Origin of the sequence: Streptomyces scopuliridis RB72 (genome assembly GCF_000718095.1) — a bacterium.
GTDB lineage: Bacteria > Actinomycetota > Actinomycetes > Streptomycetales > Streptomycetaceae > Streptomyces > Streptomyces scopuliridis.
This window is the reverse complement of the sequence record NZ_JOEI01000007.1, coordinates 93,230-110,335: the sequence shown is the minus strand read 5'-3', so window position 1 is coordinate 110,335 and position 17,106 is coordinate 93,230. Positions and strand designations below refer to the sequence as shown.

Here is a 17,106-nt window from a genome sequence, read left to right as displayed (position 1 = left end):
CCGGGGTCCGGTGCCGACCGGCCTGGTACTCAGGGCTTGGCCATCGTGCAGACGAGGTCAGCCTTGGTGGTGTCGCAGCCCTTGAACCAGGCATTGCCCGGGTCGAGGGTGTACCCGTCCTTGTCGATCATCCGGAACTTCTTCAGGAACCCTTCGTAGAAGTTGTCCAGATTCATCGAACCGGAGTTGACCTTCAGGGACATGGACGACCGGCCGCAGTTCTCTTTGAACGTCGGCGCGTCGTACCGAGTGTCGTCCAGAAGGTGTTCGCTGCCGTCGTCCGTCTTGGCCGCGACGGTCTGGATGCACTCGCCGCCGCCGTTCGGACCGGCCGGGTTCTGTCCGTCGTTCGCCGCCGGAACTCCCGGTGACTGGTAGGTGGAGGAGAACGGGAACTCGTCGCAGGACACCGCCTCGGCGGCCCCTTCGGTGATCTCCGGGTGCAGAGCCGTCCACGGGTGTTTGAGGAACGGCTTGTCCGGCACCCAGCCGTCGGTCCGCTTGGAGCGCGACTTGGGGCACATCACCTTGTCACGGTTGTCCTTCCGCTCGTACGACCACTCGTTGCGCTCCTTCCTCGCGAGGTACTGCAGCGGGTCGGAGCGGTCCTTGCCGCTTCCCTTGACCGTCGACTTGTTCTGGATCAGCCAGGCATGCGCGGCCGCCGACGGGTACTTGGCGGTGTTGAACTTGTACTCGGGCAGGTACTGCGGCAGTACGCAACCGGCATCCGCACCGTTCGCCGTGACCTTGTCGCACCGCACATCGATGCCGGGGGAACGCCATGGTCCGGTGTCCAGTTCCTTGTCGCCCTTGCCGTCCGGCGGGCCCGACTCGGTGACGAAGTGGCCCACGAACCAGACCGGGAGTTCCTTCGACAGATCGACGTCGCGCGTACCCCCGGCGTTGTTGACGCTGCCGTTCCACTTGTGGTCGGCGGTGCCGGTGGCCATGTGGCTGTCCGTCGGGTCGTACTCACCGCCGCCCTGCCAGCTCAGGTCGTTGTAGAAGTCGAAGTTCTTCGCTCCCGCTCCGCCTTCGCAACCGTCGCTGAAGCACATGGAGTCGATGAAGGCGTCCTCCCCGCCGTCACCGAGCAGCACGGCCCGGTCGTCCGGCGGGAAGTTGCTGTAGGTCGGGTTGATCTGGATCCAGGTCTTGATCTCCGACGTCTTCGGGTCGGTGGTGACCTGGAAGGCGAACTCGAAGGAGGCGCGGTAGGTAGCGACCGGGAGCCCCTGGTAGATGTAGGTCACCCGGTAGCCCACGTCGTAGAACAGGCACGCCTCGTTACGGGTGATCAGCGACTTCTGCGCCTCGCCGTACAGCGACGGCTGGCACCATGCGCCCTTGATGATCGGGTCGGGGTAGGACGGCGCCCTGGTGCGCAGGGCCTGGGCCGCCTTACGGGTGCCCTCCAGGGACCGTTCCATCTTGGGCGTGACGGTGATCTCCGTGCCGCCCTTGGAGAAGGTACGGGGCTCCCAGCCCTTCCAGCCGGAATCTGAGCCGTCGGGCTTCGGCGGCGCCTGCGGTGTGTCGGTCAGGACCGGCGGTGCGGCGTTGGGATCCAGGTTCGGGATCGCGATGTCGATCTTCTGCGCGCGGTTGTAGTCCCGGGTTCCGGAGGTGAACCCGTAGTCCTTGATCGGGCCGACGTTGCCCGCCCGGTCGACTGTGCGGGTCTGCGCGATGTGGTTGCCGTCCGCCGCCGGGGTCAGGGTGTACGTGGCATCCGGAGCCGCGGCCCTCGCCGTTCCGGTGGTGGTGCGCGTCGACTGCCAGCCGTGGTCGGCGGCGTCGTCCTCGTACGGGTCGAGGCGGTACTGGACCTCGTTGGCGTCCGGGGCGCCGGTGGTGACGTCGAAGGTGCCCGCGACGCCCGAGCCACCGCCCCAGTCCTCCGGGTAGGTCTGTGAGCTGACGCTCTGCGGCTCGCCGGGTGCGGTGGTGTCGACGACGAACTGGGTCCAGGGGGACCAGTTGAGGTTGTAGTGAGTGCCGTCGTAGGCGTTGGTGCGGAACTTGTAGGTCTTGCCGTCCTTGAGCTGTCCGGCCGGGACGGTGACGGAGGCCGGCTTGCCCGCGGCGACGAAGCCCGACACGATCAGGCCCTCGCCCGCCGGGGTGGTGATGGGGGTGTCGGTGGCGGCGTCGTAGACCTGGAAGGTGCCGTTGACGGTGTCGCCATCGGCGTCGGTGAAGGTGTCACGGAGGGTCGGGGTCGTGGTGTTGACCGCCCACACGCCCGCGTACGACTTGAACGGCGCGCCGGCCTGCCGGTCCGTGCCGTCCGAGGGACGGTAGTTGTAGGTGACGGACAGCTTGGGCTGATTGGCCGTGTTGTTCGCGGAGTTGACGCGCTTCCACGCCCTGATGTCGTCGGTGGTGGCGCGCAGGCCCATATGGCCGCGGGTGGCCTTCGCGGACGCCCAGGACTGGACGAGGGCGTCGACGTCGGCGTTGATCCAGCCGTCGGGCTGGGCGGCGCAGTCCGGGGAGCCCTTGGTTTCGGTGGAGGAGTGGTACTCCTGGTTCCAGGTGGGCTGGTTCGTCCACCGGGACGAGGTGGATGCCGCGCTGGTGTCCCAGACGGTCCACTTCTGAGCGGTGCAGTCGGTGTTGCCGGAGTGGAAGTTCCACAGCGACAGGTTGGTGTCGACGATCAGCGCGTCCTGGATCGGGGTGGTGTTCCAGGTGATGAAGGAGCGTGCGCTGCGCGGGGTGCCGTCGGGGTTCTTGGTGCCGGGGTTGCCGAGGTCGAGTTCGACGTCGCTCGACCAGTCGACGGTCTCGCCCTGCTGCACGTAGGTGTCGAAGGTGTTCGCCAGTGCGGAGGTGGACGGGTCGACGGTGACCGGGAACTTTGTGTCCGGGTCGGAGAGGAACGCCTCCGACGGGGTGACGACCAGGTCGACCTTGCCGGCTCCCTTGTCGACGACCTCCATGCCGACGCGGGCGCGGTTCGTGTGCTCGCCGGAGCGTGTGTCGACGGCGGCGTCCCACATCACCGGGGCGGGCATGGTGGCGCGCTCGGCGCCGGTCCTGGCGTCGGTGAAGGTGACCGAGCCGTCCCTGTTCGCCTTCGCCTTCAGGCCCTTGGCCTCGACGGGGAGGGTGTAGGAGTAGGCGCCGGTGGGCCGCTCGTTGATCTCCACGAACTGCTCGAAGCCAGTACGGGTGGCCTCGACGATCACGTCGGCACCGGGCACGGCGTTCTTGTACGTCGCGGTGGTGCCGTCCAGAACGGGCTTGGGCAGACCACCCTTCCACTTCAACGTCACCTGCTCGTCGCCCGTGCCCAGGGTGACGAGGTCACGTGCGGTGTCGTTCTGCGCGGCGCGCAGCGACTTCGCCGGGGTGCCGCTCTTACCGCCCAGGCGCAGGCCGCCCGGGTGCGCCTTCGCGGTGACGCTGCCGTCGGCGGCTTCGGTGAGGGTGGCGTCGGCCTTCCTCCACGCGCCGTTCTTCCAGACCCGTTCGGGGCCGGCGGTCAGTTCGCTGGTGAGGGTGCCGTCCGGGTTGGCGACGGTGTACGTCGTCTCGGTGGTCTCGTCGGTGACGACGGTCTTCTTGCCGGTCTTCTTCGCCTCGGTGAGGGCCCAGGCGATCGAGCCCTTCGCGTGCTCGGCCGCCCAGGCGATGTCCGACGCGAGGATGTCGGCCTTCGACGGCTGGACCGCCTTCGCGGTACCGGGTTCCGGCGCGGGCGCCGCGCCGGCCGGCAGCGAGGCCCCGGCTATGAGTGCGGCCTCGGCGACCAGGAGCAGCGCCGCCCCGCCCGCGATGCGCGCCCGGCTCCGTGAGCCTTGTTGTCTGTGTGATGACACTGAAGCGTGTGTCCTTCCGTTGAGAGAAATGCGACACGCGTACGAACACAGGACGCTACTCAGAACACAGCAGACAGGCCCAGACAGTTATCAGTCGCGGTTGATAACTGTCCCCAGGGATCGCTGACATGAGGCGGGACACCGCCGCCAAACGCGGCAATGATCACACCGGCCGTCACCAGGACCGGTACGCACCGGGGGCACGCCGGTGATCAGGACGACCGCGGAGCGTGGTTCATGGATTATGGCGGCGATCACCCTCGCTCTGTAAACAAGGGCGTTTGAGACGCTGCGGAGTATGGCGGTGTACGGGGCAGGCGCCCGTGCGCTGATCGTGCGGGCAATCGACGCGCTGCGTTGACGCGCTCCGCACGTACCATGGCCCCGCCCCGGCACACGCCGGAGCGGGGCACAGGGCCCAGGTGGTTCAGCGGGTGACGAGCTGTCCCTCGTGCGCCCGAGGGCGCGTCGAACCGGTGTGGGAGGACGAAGACCATGTGGGACGCCGGCAACAAGAGCACAACAAGCAAGGCGGGATCAGGCAGTCCCAGCGAGCACGAGACCAGTGCCGATACAGAGGACATGCTCGACGGGATCGCGTGGGCGGAGGCCGCCGGATGAAGGACATGCATGAGTTCCTCAACGCGGCGGACCTGCCGTGGGAGGGCGTCGACGGGCAGCCAGGTGTCACGGAACGGGTGCTCAGCTCGGCTCCCGGCGATGCGGGGGAGCTGACTCGTCTCGCCCGGTGGGCTCCGGGCCTGGACACCTCCGAGGCGGGGGTCATCCGGCACGAGTACTACGAAGAGGTCTACCTCCTCGACGGCGAACTGCACGATCTGACGCTGGGCGCCACGTTCACGGCGGGTTACTACGCGTCCCGACCGCCGGGAATGCCGCACGGTCCGTACCGGACGGAGACGGGCTGCACGATGCTGGAGATCCGCTACTGGCCGGCGTCGGCGGAGTAGGCGTCGGTGTCGGACAACGGTCGCGGCACCTGTCAGAGGTTGCGGTAGACGTCGCGGCGGTCGCCGATCTTGATGACGAGGATGAGGAGTTCGCCATCGTCGATCTGGTAGGCGATGCGGTAGCTACCGACCCGGAGCCGACAGAGACCCGACGGGCCGGTGAGCCTCTTGATGTCGGCGTCCTCGCGATAGGGGTCGTCGCCGAGCGCGGTCAATGCGGTCAGGATTCGCATAGCCGCAGGCCGGTCGATGGCCCGCAGCTGGCGCTGTGCGGCGGTGGTGAAGCGGAACGCGTATTTCACGCCGCGCCCTCGGTGCGCTCGCTGCGGTCGGTGAAAAGATCCGCCAGCAACTCGGCCATCGTTACGGTCGGGCCGCCATCGGCCAGGACCTCTTCGGCCTCACGCGCGAGCAGCTCATCGGCTGCTTCTTCCAGCGCGTCGAAGTCCGCGATCGGTACGAGGGCAGCCACCGGTGCTCCGTTGCGGGTGATCACTGTCGGGGTGCCTTGCTCGGCACGGTTGATGTGGTCCGCGAGGTGCGCGCGGGCTTCGCGGACGGTCACAGGGTTCTCGCTCATATTTCCAGTGTACGCGTGACTGTGTACACCCGCATCCGGGATCGGTCGGGATCGGTCGCGCTTACCGGATGGTGGCGCCGTGAGTCGTGGCGAAGGCCACGAAGTCGGTCCAGGCGTGGGGGGTGACGGTGAGGTGGGGGAGGTGGGGGGCCTTGCTGTCACGGATGGGGACGAGGTTGTGGGCGTGGGCGTAGGTGGGGGACCACTCGACGCAGTTGCCGCCGTCACCGTTGCTGTAGGTGGACTTGACCCACGCGGTGGGGACGGAGTTGGGGTTCACAGTGTCTCCATCTGATTTCTAATGAAGGCCGCGCTCTGCCGTGCTGAAAGCGCCTCGCTGGTCAAGTCATCGTAGGCGCGTACGGCCGTCCGGACATGTTCAGGATCTTCGTTGATGTCCGCTGTTCGGAACGCGTCAACACAGACTACTGTCACATGATTTGGCGCTGTCAGGAATGTGATGGGCCCATCGATGAGCAGATGCGGTTCCGCGTCGAGTGGCAGTACCTGAAGGCGTGTGGTCTGGCGTTCTGCTTGGCCCAGGAGCACCGCCAGTTGCTCGCGCATCGCGTCGCGGCTCACAATGCGACGCGAGATCACGGACGCGCACAGCACTACACGAACGTTCGGTGGAGCGTCGCCCCGTAGAAGCTCCTGCCGAGCGAGTCGTGCACGCATCAATCCTGCGATCTCATCCTCGGTGGCCCGTGGGTTGTTGGCCCGAAACAGTGCGCGGGCGTACTCGGCGGTCTGAAAGAGACCGGGGATGATCGTGGGGGACCACTCCCAGATCGCGATGGCCTCCCGTTCCAGGCTCATGCGACGCCGGTACAGGGCTGGGAAGGAGCGGGATACAACCTCCTCGTACAGCCGCTTGAACTGCCCGTCAGTCTCAAAGATCTGATCGAACACGGCGGGCAAGTTGGTTGCGATCGGCGGGACTCCGCGCTCGATGCGGCTGATGGTGGATTTCGACGTACGTGCCTTCTTCGCGAGGGCCGACTGCGACAGCCTGCCAGCCGCTCGAAGTTCACGGGCGTTGCGCAACGCCTCGCCGAATGCCTCCCTGGGGCTCCTCACCGTTTCGTCAACATCGCGTCGCTCCGTCATGCGAAACCTCCTTGACCACTGACCTGAGACTCGACGTCACTCGTCGTATCCGTGCAGGTCAGGCGTGTGGAGGCGCGCCAGTGAGACCAATGCGCAGGTCGGACGGTGAACCGCTTCCCAACGTAGCGCGGTACGTCGCACTCTGAACACGGTTCGTAACTAATCGTAAGAAGGGTGAGGTCTGGTGGATCCGACCGAAGACGCGACCGAGGACTTCTGGCGGCTCGCGCCGGAGTGGGTACCGCGTGACGGATACGCGACAGCAACCCCCGCGCTCATGCGCGAAGTTGAGGCCGGACTGATGCGGCGGTTGTCCGATGACGACTAGCGACGCACGACGGCTGCTGTCCCTGCTGATCGCCACGTTCGGCGCGAACGGCGCGCTCCTTGTGTGGAAGGACCCGGCCGGCGGGGAAGGTGCGGGCGAGACGCCGCGCGGCGATGGGCCTCCCGGTGGGTCGCCGGAAGAGCTCAGGGCGCGGGTGGCGGAACGCAACAAGTGGAGCAGCAGGGGTGGAGTGTGAAGCGCGCGTGGCGCTGGTTCACGGGCGCGCTCTCCGTCCCCGTACGGCTCGTGAGCCCACGCCGACGGCGTGCCCACCGGGAGTACAAGCGCTGGGAAGCGCTGTTCGCCTACCGGGAGCCGGACGAAGCGGCCCTGTACGAGCGGATCTTCGGCTATCCGCCGCCGGGTACGAGGGACCGCGAATGACGCGCATCGCCGCCATCGCGGTAACGGTCGGCGCCAGCCTCTGGGTAATCACCGTGGCGGCCATGCTGGGCCGGCTGTGAGGGTGGGGGCGCGGGAGTGGAGCGGGGCGGCCCGGCCCCGTCTCAGCGTCTGACCCCCGTGAGGGGTGGGCGCCAGGTTCCACGGCTCGGGGGTGGTGGTGCGGCTCGTCGGGATGGTGGTGTGCCTGGTCAGCCGGGGTTCGGCAGAGTTTGGAGTCGATGGATCGCGCTGGTGATCACGTCGGTCCAGGGCCAGTTCGCCGGGAGGCGGAAGTAGCGGCGACGGCCGGTGGTGACGGTCTGGGCGGCGGCGGAGAACAGTCGCAGCCGCAGGCGTTCGGGCGACAGGGTGATGTTCTGACCGGTGTTGGCGGCGGGCCGGTACGCGGTGGAGGTCCGGCGGTACGCCGGCATTCTCTCGGGTACGTACGTGCCCGCCGCCGATCCCGACGCGATCACCCGTCGGCTGGGCGAAGAGGACGATGTCGACGGGGGCTGGTGGGTCACCGGCGGCAGGTTCCTCTCGATCAGTCTGATCGCCTGCTCGCCGCACCGCGTCCGCCGGGACTATTGCCTATCCCGTTCGGTAGCGGGCGACGTGGCGGAGAGCCGTCCGGGAGCGGGAGCCGAGGGCTGCGCCTGGCTCCCGCTGCCCGCTGCCGCCGCTGCTCCCGTCGTCAGTCTCGTTCGTTCGGTTCTATGTACCACTCTTCGTTCGCCTGGTACTCGCCCCACGTACCGTCCGGCTGGAGCTTCCAGACGCCCCTGATGTACCCCGAGTCGATGCCACCGGGGAAGGCGATCTCGTTCTCGCTGGCCCAGCGACTGTCGTCCCCGAAGGTTGCGTTCACGTCGATACCGCCCGGCGCGACGATGTCGTAGCGGTACTGGGCGCCCTCGTAGAGCAGATCCGGTTCGGTATTGGTCGTCGTCCCGACGAACGTCGAGCCCGTGTTCGACATGACGTAGTCGTACAGGTTCGAGTTGTTCGGATTCCTGGGCTCGAACCCGTTCAGGAAGATGTCCTCCGGGGGGCGGTCGTCGAAGCGGTAGAGCGTCTCGTCCGAGTCGCGCCACACCACCTCATCCGGGATACCCGACGTATCCGCGTCCGGGTCGGTCGCGACCTCGGGGTGCGGGTTCGGCTTCGGCCCCTTCTCCTTGTCCTTGGAAGCCTTGTCGAGCTTCTCCTTGGCTTCCTTCTCGGCTTCCTTCTCGGCTTCCTTTTCCTTGGCGGCCTTGTCGAGCTGGTCCTTGGCCTCCTTGTCCTTGGTTTCCTTGTCCTTTGTAGCCTTGTCGAGTTGCTCCTTGGACTCCTTGTCCTTGTCGCAACTGCTGCCCATGCCGGGGGTGAGTTCGGAGTTGCTGCCGCCGATGCTCGCGTCCAGGGCGTTCCTGGCGGCCTCTTCGGCCTCCTGGTACGTGTCGTAGCCGGGGACCGCGGTGCTACTGGCGGAGAGTGTGGCGGTCGCAAGCGCGGCCATCGCGACCTGCACCTGCTGCGTGGTGGAACCGGCGCCTCCACCGGGGCCGGCGGCCAGGATGACCCGGCCGTTGGAGTACGGCACCGATGAGGGGAGGCCGATGGAGTGGCTCCCGATCTTGCCGGACTGATTGCAGTCGTCGTCCGGGTCGTCCGGGTCGTCGGGGTCATCCTGGTCGTCCGGGTCGGGATCCCCGTCGGTGTTGCCGCTGGCGCTGGACCCGCCGGAAGCCCCACCGGAGGACCCGCCACTGCCACTGCTGCCGCCGGTGCTGGAGCCGCCCGACGAACCGCCTGTCGCGCCACCTATCGCGCCGCCTACGGCACCTCCAACGGCACCGCCCACCGAGCCACCCGAGACGGAACCACCGGACGAACCACCGGACGAACCACCGGACGAACCACCGGACGAACCGCCGCTGCTGCCGCCGGAGCTGGAGCCTCCCGAGCTGGAGCCGCCGCTGCTGCCGCCACTGGAGCCGCCCGAACTTGAACCGCCAGAACTCGAACCACCGGACGAGCCGCCCGAGGAGCCGCCGCTGCTGCCGCCGGAGCTAGAGTCTCCCGAACTGGACCCGCCGCTGCTGCCGCCACTGGAGCCGCCCGAACTCGAACCGCCAGAACTCGAACCACCGGACGAGCCGCCCGAGGAGCCGCCGCTGCTGCCGCCGGAGCTGGAGCCTCCCGAATTGGACCCGCCGCTGGAGCCTCCCGAACTCGAACCGCCAGAACTCGAACCACCGGACGAGCCACCGTCGGAGCCGCCGCTGCTGCCGCCGCTGGAACCGCTGGAACTGGAGCCACCTACAGCGGCAGCGCCTCCGTTGTCGTCATCGTCGTTTCCACCGTTGCTGCCTCCGGAGTTGCTTCCGCCGTTGTTCCCACCGGAGCTGGAGCCGCCCGACACGCTTCCGGACGCACCGCCGCTGCTGCTGCCCCCTGAGCCGGAACCTCCGGAGGCCCCGCCCACGACGGCGCCTCCGCCGTTGTCGTTACCTCCGTCGTTACCTCCGTTGCTCCCGCCGCCGCTACTGCCGCTGGAGTTCGAGCCGCCCGAGTTCGAGCCGCCCGAAGCAGCCCCGCCAGAGTCGTTGTCACCGGAGCTGCCGCCGCCCGAGTTGTTGCCACCGGAGGCCGCGCCCTCGTCACTGCCGCCGTTGGTACCACTGCCCCCGTCGGTGCCACTGCCGCCGTTGGTACCACCGCCGCCATTGGCGCCGCCGTTCGCACCACCCGAACCGGAAGCGCCGTTGTCGCCCCCGCCGTTGTCGCCCCCGCCGTTGTCGCCGTCGTCGTCGCCGCCCGTACCGCCGTTGTCGCCCCCGCCGCTGTCACCACCCGTACCGCCGTTGGCCCCACCGCTCGCGCCGCCGTTGCCGCCCCCGCCCGTACCGCCGCCGCCGCTGGCCGGGCCGCACGAGGAGTCGACGATGTTGCAGACCACCGTCCTGAGACCGTCCCCGACACGGTTCGACACGCCACCGGTGACCAAGGCCGCGATGATCAGCGCGACGAGCACGATCAGCCCCACGTACTCCACGGTCGCCTGCCCCCGCGCGCGTCGTCGGGCGCGCATACGGGAGAGGGAGAACCGGGAGAGCATCTCGCGGGGGCTTTCCGTCCGCACCGGCACCCCGAACCACTTACGGCTCTCGGGCCGGGAGAGGAACGTCAGGATCATCACCGGCAGCAACAGCTGGCTGAGGCCCAGATACGAACCGGCAGCGAGATTGAACAGACTGCTGACGACCAGCCATATCTGCAGGGCGGCCAGACCGCCCCAGACCCGTCGGCCACGCTGGGGGATGCGCCACGCGAGCAGCCAGGACAGCACCCCCGGCACGGCCGCGTACAGCGCGATACCGACGAGCCCCGGGGACATCACCCCGCCGGCGACGGCCCCGGCGATCACCCCGAATCCGCCCAGGCAGGTGAGCGCGAACAGCACGTGCAACAGCACCCGCGCGGCCTTGAGTGACGTCGGCAACGCGCGCCGATCACCCTTGTACGGCGCCTGGTTGCCGGTGTACGCGGCAACACCGGTATGCGCGTGGAGACCGAGTCCGGACAAGTGCCCCACCCAACGTTGCTCGTCTGCACCTGAATTGATCAGCACACACGGCACATGCGCGTCAGGCCAGCAGCGCTCAAGTCCGTTCGCCGCACTGCTTCTCGACCGCTCGTGCCTTACGTGTTCCCTCGTGTTCCCTCACATACGTTCCGGCACGTTAGGGGCCTGCCCGGCCCTGAAGACAGGGCCCGTGGGCCTACGCGTGGGCCCAATCACGGCGACGACATCGGCTCGCGGCCTGTGGTGGGGCGCCCCCGGCACGCCAAAGCGGGGGCCGGACGCATTCACGTCCGGCCCCCGCGCGACAGCTCAGGTTCTCAGCTGCCGCCGATATCGCCGTGTCCAGGCCGGTCTTACGGACCGTCTCCACCAACAGCGCGGCCCCGGCCTGGGAGACCACTCCACGACCGCCGCCCTCAACACGGACACGCGGGTAGGACCCGATCCCCTTGGTCACCCGAGAAGTGCTTCTTTCCTCGCAGCCAACAGGACTCTCGACAAGCCCTATCGTTGCAGGTCAGGAGCACTTCTCGCGTTGGTGATCAAACCTCGGACAGCTCACCTCGCGAAAGCGTGAGGTTGGCCGATGCACCCGAACCGGCAGTCGGCCAACGCGTGCAGGCTACGCGTTCCGTGCGTCGGCGGACTTGTCGAGTTCGCGCATCGCCTCGGCGTGGGCGCTCATCCGGATACTCACACTGCCGCTCGTGAAGAGCGCCACACCAACGACCGATACCGGCACAGACAGCCCGAGCACAGCCAGGGCTTCAGGCCAGTCGCGTTCGTTCTGACACCAATCACCCCTTTGCAGGCCGTCGTTGGCCGTACCACGTTCGGTCAACAAGCGTGACTCGCACTCCGCGGGGTAACGGTCGTCGGGCTCCTCATCGACCGTGTATGGCGTGAGCAGCAACAGGGCACACCATGTCCACTGGAGCGTCGCCACGGCCAGCAAACCGATGCCCCACGCACGTATTCGCGTGGCCCTGTCTCGGAAGTCGAGGTCGTACTCACGTGATCGCATGGCGGACGAATCTAGCAGCGCGGCTTTCGCGCCAGCGGGCGCTCGGGTCAGGTGTCATGAGACGGGACAGTCCGCCTCTCGCCGCTCCACTTACTGAGGGGGCACCCGCTTGAGCGTGGTGAGGTCGGCGAGTACCGCGTCCGCGTCGCGTTGGAAGTCCTCGTCGCTCATCCCCGCCCGCCGGCGAAGGGTGAACACCACCTCGCACCCGGCGCCGTCGGCGATCACTCGCACCGGGTTATAGACGATCTCACCCGAGGGCAAGGTGACGTCGTAATCGAGTACACCAAGCTCGTTCTCCTGCACGAAGGCGACCACGACCCGCCCCATGGGCGACGACTCGGCGATCCACCGCCCGTCGATGATCGTATGAAGCCGCTGCCGACGCGGTCTTGAACGAATCGGTCACGGCCGAGGGGTCTCCGCATCACCGCATCACTCGTGCTTGCACATCCCACGCATAGAACCCGGGTCGCGGGCGCCGTCAGCCGTGCCCAGACTGGAAGGGAAGAGAGATCCGGAAGGGAAGAGAGATCCGGAAGGAAGGGGGGCCGGGGGAAGGGGGGCCAAGGGAAGGAGCGCGCCATGTCCAAGCCGGCATCGCCCATGAGCATCGAAGAACTCCGTGCGCAACCAACCGCGCCCGCGAGCCGTGACAAGCCGCCCGATCTGGTCAGTCCGTGCCAGAGCTCGTTCTACGTCCGCACCGAGACCGACAAGCCGGAGGTCGAGGTGTCCATCACCACGCTGGACGAGCACTCGGGACCGGGCGAGGTCCATCAGGTGGAGGTCCGGGTGCCCAACGGGAGCCGACAGCCGTTCGCACCGGTGGCCAACCGGCTGCACGTCGTGGACCGTGACGCCGCCGACCACGCTGCCGACGGCCACCGGCCCCCGTACCTCGACATGGTCCGGCTGCCGGAAGTCCGGGAGCCCGGCCGGCACCGGCCGACGCGGCTCCGCCCGATCAAGGGCAGGCCGGTCGCGCCGTTGAACGTGTTCCAGCCCGACCGGCGGGTCGAGTTCGACAGTCTCGCCTACCCCTTCTGTACGGTCGGCCAGGTCGCGGCTCCGGTGGCCCCGGGCTCAAGTCAGATGAAGGTCGGCACGGGCACGCTCATCGGTCCGCGCCATGTGCTGACGGCCAGCCATGTCATGAACTGGCACTGGCCGGGCCCCAACCTCAGCCCGGTCTCGTTCACCCCGTCGTTCAACCGCGGACTGGCACCCTTCGGCATCGGGAACGCCATCCACACCTACTGGTTCAGGCAGGTGGACAACCCGGACGACGAGCTGAGCGTTTCGTTGGACTACATCGTCTTCGTGCTCGACCAGCGGCTTGGCGACCAGCTGGGCTACATGGGCACGATGGGATACAGCAACGACTGGGACGACAAGCCGTACTGGATGAACGTGTCGTACCCGCACGACCTCGGGAATGACGAAGTGCCGTTCTTCCAGGACCAAGTGTCGTTCGAGGACGCCGACAACCCGGGAATCGTCGGTCAGGAAGGCGATGGCCTCTACATGGACACCGAGTCGGGGAGTCTCGACCACGGTGCCTCCGGCAGTGCGTTCTACGCGTTCTGGCCCAACGAGAACTTCTCCCGCGTGGTATCGGTGGCCAGCGCCGAAGGCACGCTGAACTTCGACGACGACAACTGGGCGGCCGGTGGTCCGCCCATGCATCGCCTGGTCAACCAGGCCCGCACCGATTTCCCCTAGGCAGGGACCAGCAGGGCATCGGCGCGCCCCGGAACGCTCCGGCCCGCCCCGCGCGGGTTGCCCGGCGGCGAGGGCCCCCGGAGCCCCGCCGACGGGCTCTCGCGACGGCCTCGCGAGAAAGTTCGTGAACTTCTTCACAAGGAAATCGGCCCTGTGGAGTGGTGGGGTTGATCCGGAGGGCGATCTGTTAGGCCCAAGGGGGCCCTGCGCCCTTATACCGGGCGGTTCCGGGCACGTTACGCGCGTATGAATGGGGCGGGTTGGTTCGCCCCCCGTCAGGTGCTGAGGGCCAGCTCACGAGGGGTGGGCAACGACTAAACCCGCCGTCTGGTTCCCCCGGTGGACCATGACCTCGATCACGCGGGCCGCGCAGTGTAGCACTAGGGGGCCCATAGCTTGTGAAGGGGCTCACGAGCCACCCCCCTGAGAGGGGTGGATACTCGATGGCATGAGCACCACGGAGCGTCCCAGGATCCTCGTTGTAGGCGGTGGGTACGTAGGCCTGTACGCAGCTCGTCGCATTCTGAAGAAGATGCGCTACGGGGAGGCGACCGTCACGGTCGTCGACCCTCGCTCGTACATGACGTACCAGCCCTTCCTCCCCGAAGCCGCCGCCGGCAGCATTTCGCCTCGGCATGTCGTCGTCCCGCTGCGACGCGTGCTGCCCAAGGCTGAGGTGCTCACCGGCCGGGTCACGACCATTGACCAGGACCGCAAGGTCGCCACGGTCGCGCCGCTCGTCGGCGAGGCCTATGAGCTGCCCTTCGACTACCTCGTCGTCGCCCTCGGCGCCGTCTCCCGTACCTTCCCGATCCCCGGCCTCGCCGAGCAGGGCATCGGTATGAAGGGCATCGAGGAGGCCATCGGGCTGCGCAATCACGTACTGGAGCAGCTCGACAAGGCCGACTCCACCACCGACGAGGAGGTCCGCCGCAAGGCGCTGACCTTCGTCTTCGTGGGCGGCGGCTTCGCCGGCGCGGAGACCATCGGTGAGGTCGAGGACCTGGCGCGCGACGCGTCGAAGTACTACACGAACGTGAAGCGCGAGGACATGCGCTTCCTCCTCGTCGACGTCGCCGACAAGATCCTTCCCGAGGTCGGCCCGAAGCTGGGCGCCTGGGGCAAGGAGCACTTGGAGGGCCGTGGTGTCGAGGTCTATCTGAAGACCGGCATGGACTCCTGCGTGGACGGCCACGTCGTGCTCAACAACGGCCTTGAGGTCGACTCCAACACCATCGTGTGGACGGCCGGCGTCAAGCCGAACCCGGCGCTCGCCCGCTACGGTCTGCCGCTCGGCCCCCGCGGCCATGTGGACACCAGCGAGAAGCTCCAGGTGCAGGGCACCGACTACATCTGGGCCGCCGGCGACAACGCCCAGGTCCCGGACGTCGTCGGCCGCAAGGCCGGCAACCCGAACGCCTGGTGCCCGCCGAACGCGCAGCACGCGCTCCGGCAGGCGAAGGTCCTCGGCGACAACGTGATCTCCGGTATGCGGGGCTTCCCGCAGAAGGAGTACAGCCACGCCAACAAGGGTGCGGTCGCCGGTCTCGGCCTGCACAAGGGCGTCGCGATGATCGTCATGGGCAAGATGAAGATCAAGCTCAAGGGCCGGCTGGCCTGGTACATGCACCGTGGCTACCACGGCGTGGCGATGCCGACCTGGAACCGCAAGATCCGGGTGTTCGCCGACTGGACGCTCGCGATGTTCCTCAAGCGCGAGGTCGTCTCGCTCGGCGCCATGGAGACGCCGCGCGAGGAGTTCTACGAGGCCGCCAAGCCGGCCCCGGCGGCTGCCGCCGCGTCGTCCGCTCCGGAGAAGGCGAAGGCGTCCTGACGCCGCCGCGCTGAACCCGAAAGGGCCGCCCGCCATCCGTGGTGCGGGCGGCCCTTTCGCGTGCCCGCCGCTTCGCCCTCCGGGGCCGGGCGGCGTCCCGGCTCCGGGAGAAAAGCGCGCACATCCACCCTAAAGTGCGTGGTAGATGCAGGTATTTTGCCGTCCCATTGCGCGTCGTCGGGACTGCATCCGCACCCGACCGGTGTTTACGTGGTGTTGAGCATTTCCGGTATTTCTCATCACGGAGGTGTACGCCATGGCCGACGCCGCGCTGCGGCTGACCACTCTTGCCGAAGAGTTGCTGGGGGCCCCGCTCCCGGTCCGTATCCGTGCCTGGGACGGCAGCGAATCGGGTCCTCCCGACGCCCCGGCCCTGATCATCCGTAACCGTCGCGCCCTGCGACGCCTCCTGTGGAAACCCGGCGAACTGGGGCTCGCACGCGCCTGGGTGGCCGGTGAGATCGATGTGGAGGGCGATCTCTACGAGGCCCTCGGCCTCCTCGCCGGGCTCATCTGGGAGCGCGGCGCCGACGCCAAGGACGAGGTGCATCCCGTACTCGACCCCCGTATGCGGGCCGCCGCGCGCGGGCTTCTCCAGATCGCGGGACCCTGGCCGCCGCCCGCCCCGCCCGCCGAGGAGATCCGGCGGCGGCACGGCGCGCTGCACACCAAGCGCCGCGACCGGGCGGCGATCAGCCACCACTACGACGTGGGCAATGACTTCTACGAACTGGTGCTCGGCCCCTCAATGGTCTACTCGTGCGCCTACTGGGGCGACGGGGACGGGTTCACCCTTGAGGACGCACAGCGCGACAAGCTCGATCTGATCTGCCGCAAGCTCGGCCTCAAGGAGGGCGACCGGCTGCTCGATGTCGGCTGCGGCTGGGGCTCGATGGCCATCCACGCCGCCCGTGAGTACGGCGCCCGCGTCACCGGCGTCACCCTCTCCCGGGAGCAGGCCGCCTACGCGCGCAAGCGGGTCGCGGAGGAGGGCCTCACCGACCGGATCGAGCTGCGGGTCCAGGACTACCGGGACGTCAGGGACGGACCGTATGACGCGATCTCGTCCATCGGGATGGCCGAGCACGTGGGCTCGGTCAAGTACCGCGAGTACGCCGACGATCTGTACGCCCTGCTCAAGCCGGGCGGCCGGCTGCTCAACCACCAGATCGCCCGCCGCCCGGAGAAGGACGAGACCAAGTACAGGATCGACGAGTTCATCGACGCGTACGTCTTCCCGGACGGCGAGCTGGCGCCGCTCGGCAGGACGGTCGCCACGCTGGAGGAGGCGGGCTTCGAGACCCGCGACGTCGAGTCGATCCGGGAGCACTACGCCCTGACCCTGCGCCGCTGGGTGGCCAACCTGGAGGACCACTGGGCCGAGGCCGTACGCGGCACCTCCGCCGGACGCGCCCGCGTCTGGCGCCTCTACATGGCGGCGTCCGCGCTCTCCTTCGAGCGGAACAAGATCGGCGTCAACCAGATCCTGGCCGTGAAGACCCCGGAGAGCGGTGCCTCCGGGATGCCGGCGCGAGCGCGCGTGTGGGGCGGCTGACGCGGGATGCGGTACGGGATGTCGTACGGGTGACAAAGAGCTGAGTGGGACCGGGCGGTGACGGCGAGTTGGTACGTTCTGCCGTCCGGGCCCGGATGACGGAGCCGCTGGGCAGACGCCTGCCCGGCGGCTCCGTTTTCCGTGCTCCGGATACACGCTCCCGATACGCGCTCCCTGAGCCGAAACCGAAC

General features: G+C 68.0%; 15 protein-coding genes and 2 pseudogenes. 8 read left to right on the top strand and 9 right to left on the bottom strand.

All coding sequences use genetic code 11. The annotated features are described in order from the left end of the window. Positions 1 to 29: 29 nt before the first annotated feature. Entirely contained in the window at positions 30 to 3,830 is a 3,801-nt protein-coding gene (locus IF11_RS42920) for a DNRLRE domain-containing protein (protein WP_106979136.1), read from the bottom strand. 274 nt (positions 3,831 to 4,104) lie between these two features. On the opposite strand from IF11_RS42920, the pseudogene IF11_RS41970 reads away from it, so the two are divergent. Further along, positions 4,105 to 4,191 (top strand): annotated as a pseudogene (locus IF11_RS41970) (transcriptional regulator); the annotation flags it as partial. Positions 4,192 to 4,447: 256 nt separating this feature from the next. Continuing rightward, positions 4,448 to 4,801 (top strand): cupin domain-containing protein, encoded by a 354-nt coding sequence (locus IF11_RS0109545; RefSeq protein WP_037727410.1) that lies wholly within the window; start codon positions 4,448 to 4,450, stop codon positions 4,799 to 4,801. 32 nt (positions 4,802 to 4,833) lie between these two features. Here IF11_RS0109545 and IF11_RS0109540 read toward each other — a convergent pair whose 3' ends face one another. From IF11_RS0109540 to IF11_RS0109525, 4 genes are all read right to left on the bottom strand, one after another. Continuing rightward, positions 4,834 to 5,103, bottom strand: a complete 270-nt coding sequence (locus tag IF11_RS0109540; RefSeq protein ID WP_030351052.1) for a type II toxin-antitoxin system RelE family toxin — start codon at positions 5,101 to 5,103, stop codon at positions 4,834 to 4,836. After that, positions 5,100 to 5,381 (bottom strand): type II toxin-antitoxin system Phd/YefM family antitoxin, encoded by a 282-nt coding sequence (locus tag IF11_RS0109535; protein ID WP_030351051.1) that lies wholly within the window; start codon positions 5,379 to 5,381, stop codon positions 5,100 to 5,102. Before IF11_RS0109535 ends, IF11_RS0109540 begins: the two co-directional genes overlap by 4 nt. A 61-nt stretch (positions 5,382 to 5,442) precedes the next feature. Beyond that, positions 5,443 to 5,661: a DUF397 domain-containing protein gene (locus tag IF11_RS36510; protein ID WP_037727408.1), complete on the bottom strand. Its 219-nt coding sequence runs from the start codon at positions 5,659 to 5,661 to the stop codon at positions 5,443 to 5,445. After that, positions 5,658 to 6,491, bottom strand: a complete 834-nt coding sequence (locus tag IF11_RS0109525) for a helix-turn-helix domain-containing protein (RefSeq protein WP_030351050.1) — start codon at positions 6,489 to 6,491, stop codon at positions 5,658 to 5,660. The genes IF11_RS36510 and IF11_RS0109525 overlap by 4 nt, the downstream gene beginning before the upstream one ends. A 184-nt stretch (positions 6,492 to 6,675) precedes the next feature. On the opposite strand from IF11_RS0109525, the gene IF11_RS40790 reads away from it, so the two are divergent. The 3 genes from IF11_RS40790 to IF11_RS0109515 are packed head-to-tail and all read left to right on the top strand — an operon-like array spanning position 6,676 to position 7,203. Then, the gene (locus tag IF11_RS40790) at positions 6,676 to 6,819 is read left to right on the top strand and encodes a hypothetical protein (RefSeq protein ID WP_157848425.1); all 144 of its coding nucleotides are present in this window, start codon (positions 6,676 to 6,678) and stop codon (positions 6,817 to 6,819) included. Beyond that, a complete protein-coding gene (locus IF11_RS40785) occupies positions 6,809 to 7,015 on the top strand; it encodes a hypothetical protein (protein WP_133243193.1) in 207 nt (68 codons plus the stop codon). The genes IF11_RS40790 and IF11_RS40785 overlap by 11 nt, the downstream gene beginning before the upstream one ends. Next, positions 7,012 to 7,203 carry a hypothetical protein gene (locus tag IF11_RS0109515; RefSeq protein WP_133243194.1) on the top strand — a complete coding sequence of 64 codons (192 nt, stop codon included), beginning with the start codon at positions 7,012 to 7,014 and terminating at the stop codon, positions 7,201 to 7,203. Before IF11_RS40785 ends, IF11_RS0109515 begins: the two co-directional genes overlap by 4 nt. Positions 7,204 to 7,412: 209 nt before the next feature. Here the strand turns inward: IF11_RS0109515 and IF11_RS43145 are convergent, their stop codons facing one another. From IF11_RS43145 to IF11_RS0109490, 4 genes and pseudogenes are all read right to left on the bottom strand, one after another. Then, positions 7,413 to 7,730, bottom strand: coding sequence for a transposase (locus IF11_RS43145; RefSeq protein ID WP_420894562.1), 318 nt, complete (start codon positions 7,728 to 7,730; stop codon positions 7,413 to 7,415). Between the two features lie 170 nt (positions 7,731 to 7,900). Then, complete coding sequence (locus IF11_RS37705; RefSeq protein WP_157848424.1) at positions 7,901 to 10,693, bottom strand: scabin-related ADP-ribosyltransferase; 2,793 nt, start codon at positions 10,691 to 10,693, stop codon at positions 7,901 to 7,903. A 706-nt stretch (positions 10,694 to 11,399) separates the two neighbouring features. Continuing rightward, positions 11,400 to 11,801, bottom strand: coding sequence for a hypothetical protein (locus IF11_RS0109495; RefSeq protein WP_030351046.1), 402 nt, complete (start codon positions 11,799 to 11,801; stop codon positions 11,400 to 11,402). A gap of 90 nt (positions 11,802 to 11,891) precedes the next feature. Next, a pseudogene (locus IF11_RS0109490) lies at positions 11,892 to 12,161 on the bottom strand (SRPBCC family protein); the annotation flags it as partial. 225 nt (positions 12,162 to 12,386) lie between these two features. On the opposite strand from IF11_RS0109490, the gene IF11_RS0109485 reads away from it, so the two are divergent. The 3 genes from IF11_RS0109485 (at position 12,387) to IF11_RS0109475 (ending at position 16,915) form a co-directional block, all read left to right on the top strand. After that, complete coding sequence (locus IF11_RS0109485) at positions 12,387 to 13,526, top strand: trypsin-like serine peptidase (protein ID WP_030351044.1); 1,140 nt, start codon at positions 12,387 to 12,389, stop codon at positions 13,524 to 13,526. A gap of 448 nt (positions 13,527 to 13,974) precedes the next feature. Next, entirely contained in the window at positions 13,975 to 15,360 is a 1,386-nt protein-coding gene (locus tag IF11_RS0109480) for an NAD(P)/FAD-dependent oxidoreductase (protein WP_078490580.1), read from the top strand. A 256-nt stretch (positions 15,361 to 15,616) separates the two neighbouring features. After that, positions 15,617 to 16,915 carry an SAM-dependent methyltransferase gene (locus IF11_RS0109475; RefSeq protein ID WP_030351042.1) on the top strand — a complete coding sequence of 433 codons (1,299 nt, stop codon included), beginning with the start codon at positions 15,617 to 15,619 and terminating at the stop codon, positions 16,913 to 16,915. Positions 16,916 to 17,106: the final 191 nt, after the last annotated feature.